General features: G+C 50.9%; 3 protein-coding genes and 1 pseudogene. 1 reads left to right on the top strand and 3 read right to left on the bottom strand.

What is annotated here, in order from left to right:
- Positions 1-109, bottom strand: a 109-nt coding sequence (locus tag QZ506_RS11670) for an IS1 family transposase (RefSeq protein ID WP_367272994.1), incomplete at its 3' end; no start/stop codon positions are given.
- A gap of 391 nt (positions 110-500) precedes the next feature.
- Entirely contained in the window at positions 501-1,238 is a 738-nt protein-coding gene (locus QZ506_RS11665; RefSeq protein WP_291971226.1) for a GntR family transcriptional regulator, read from the bottom strand.
- A 680-nt stretch (positions 1,239-1,918) separates the two neighbouring features.
- Here QZ506_RS11665 and QZ506_RS11660 point away from each other — a divergent pair.
- Positions 1,919-2,215 (top strand): PfkB family carbohydrate kinase, encoded by a 297-nt coding sequence (locus tag QZ506_RS11660; RefSeq protein WP_367273012.1) that lies wholly within the window; start codon positions 1,919-1,921, stop codon positions 2,213-2,215.
- 13 nt (positions 2,216-2,228) lie between these two features.
- Here QZ506_RS11660 and QZ506_RS11655 read toward each other — a convergent pair.
- Positions 2,229-2,354 (bottom strand): annotated as a pseudogene (locus tag QZ506_RS11655) (hypothetical protein); the annotation flags it as partial.
- Between the last annotated feature and the right edge of the window lie 154 nt (positions 2,355-2,508).

Here is a 2,508-nt window from a genome sequence, read left to right as displayed (position 1 = left end):
GTTTGCATGACTGACGACGGTAACGCTGATGGCCACTTTTGCCATAACCGTGTTTTTTCACAGGAGATGTCTGTTCACAAAACGGGCATCTTACATCAACTTTAGCCACTGCATTCCACATCCAAAACCGGACATTTCACAATGCAATCAATATATTGAATACACGACCCAAATGAGCTTCCCGCATCCAATGATCGGGTAAAGAACATATTACATGCTTCATGGCGCAGTTCAGGCGTTCGAGTAATACCCAAACCCTATGAATGATGGAGATGTTACCGATGAAAAATGCAATCAAATATCTGCTCCTGGCGAGCATATTAAGCCTTACCGCGAGCGTTAACGCACACATAGGCTACGATCGGATGTATTTCGACGACCCGGCAACAAGTCCGGATGTGGGTTCAGCGGAGTGGGTATACTGCCATGACCACGGCGGTTGTCAGTAATCTGACGAGACAGCCAGCCTCAATGGCAACGAGGCTGGCTGAGACACGGTTTCAGTCGGATATCTGTATTTCGTAGATATCACTGCGGCAATAAATTTCACAATATTCGAGCAAGCCATTTTGCGCGTTATAGGTATGCTGGCGATAAAACAGCAGCGGCATGCCTAGCTGAATATTTAACAAACGCGCGGTTTCAGCCTGACACGCAATCGCCTTGATGCGCACCTTCTTTTTCGCAGGGAGAATCCCACGTTCCGCCCAGTATTGATAGAGCGAGTACTCCAGAATTTCCGGCCCAGGCAACAGCGCCAACGGGATCCATGTCGTTTCCAGCGACACGGGTTCACCGTTGATCAATCGTACACGCCGCAGTTTGGTCACGCGCTCACCTTTCAAGGCAGGAACGCTGCTGGCGACATCATCCGGTAACAGCGTGGTGGTGCGCTCCAGCCAGCGATTACCGGCAATACCTCCGGCTTGCAACACCAGCTTGGTGAACCCGGCTTCTTCATCATCCAGTGAATAGTCAAGATGCTGGCTGATACGCGTCCCGACGCCCTGCTGGCGCACAATCAATCCTTTTTCTTCCAACAGCGACAATGCGCGAGAGACCGTAACGCGAGAAATGTCCAACTGCCGCGCGATCGCACGTTCAGCAGGAAAAAACTGCCCCGCCAGCGCTTTGTTTTGGTTAATACCCTGCTCCAAAACCATCGCCAATTGCATATAGCGCGGCGCTGTAGAGGGTTTCTCAAGTGTTTGCCTGACCCAACGAAATAGCTCCTGCATAGTACGGCCTTATAGTGTTTTTTTACGCCACGGGAAGCATCCCCCGACAGGTGTCAACATGGCAAGAGCACATTACCACGAAACAAGACTCAGGACTGGTATTGGTATCTAAATGGAATTTAATTGGACTTTCTTTTGTACTATGAACTGTATACATTGAATGCAGACGTGCCAACACTAGGGGGGGGTCATTTAGTTGACCACAAAACAGCGTCTCACGACATAGATCACAATAATATCCTTGTTATTTAAGTAGATCGTGCGATGAGAACAGCGCTCAGAGCAGAAAATGTGAACTGAACAGGTATGCCAGCGGTTGTCTCAATGGCATACGAAAGGACTCTTAGCAACACCCGGAAAAATACGTAGTGAAAATGCCGTGCAATAGTGAAGAATACAACCAGAAAGACAGTCCATTAACATGAAATGGCATAAAGACAACACACAGCAATAAGCAGTACTTGGGAGCCTGTTTAAGATTTTGTGTAAATGCCTTTCCTCAGAAGTGACCGTCAAGGCGGTCACCGAACTCGATAATAAAGCGACTCATTGAATACACGACCCGTTGTTTGGCAGCCGCACACTATTGACGCTAAACCGAGACGAGGCGCGTCACCTGCTGGGCGAAGGCGATATTATCGCGCTGGCACAGCAGTACGCCGCACGCATGTGGGCTTACGCTGATTTGTCGACTGGATAAGGACGGAGCATGGATTTGCCCACCGGACACCGAGCCGCAAGCAGTGGCATCGTATCCGGTCACGGTGGTAGACAGCATTGGCGCAGGTGATGCGCAGTGTAGCGGGTTGCTGGCTGGCCTTGCTGCGTGCTGGCTGCTGGCGCAGGCGGTCGATTTGTCCAATCGCGTTGCCGCTTGTATGGTTGCCGTGCAAGGATCGTCACAGCCCCCCGACTGGAATACGCTGGACGAGTATTTCCCCCATGCCGCACCGCAGCCCATCTTCCCCACGTGTTAATCCACAGGCAGGCTTATTCGGTACGTCCCATTTGGGGCGTACTGCGGCTGGCGCGCCGAAATAGCGTCAGCAACGTTTTCACCTGTTCATCCAGCGGTGCCAGCGCTCGCCGGACAATCAGGTGCAGTGGCGCGGCGCGTGCCGTGCCCTAATGTGTATTAGTCGCGACTAGATCTGACACTGGACCTTGAAAGGTTGAGAGTTACCGGTTTTGATATGGGTGTCTAATCCTTAAACAAAACGCGAGGTAACTCTCATGCTTCATACTAACAATCCCATTATCAAACACAAAG

It is taken from the genome of Candidatus Symbiopectobacterium sp. (assembly GCF_020054415.1).
Classification (GTDB): domain Bacteria; phylum Pseudomonadota; class Gammaproteobacteria; order Enterobacterales; family Enterobacteriaceae; genus Symbiopectobacterium.
The sequence above is the reverse complement of the archived record's forward strand: the minus strand, read 5'-3'. Positions and strand labels throughout refer to the sequence as shown.

What these genes read in the sequence shown, in the direction of transcription:
- QZ506_RS11665 (WP_291971226.1), bottom strand. Translation starts at nt 1,238, where the DNA reads ATGCAGGAGCTATTTCGTTGGGTCAGGCAAACACTTGAGAAACCCTCT.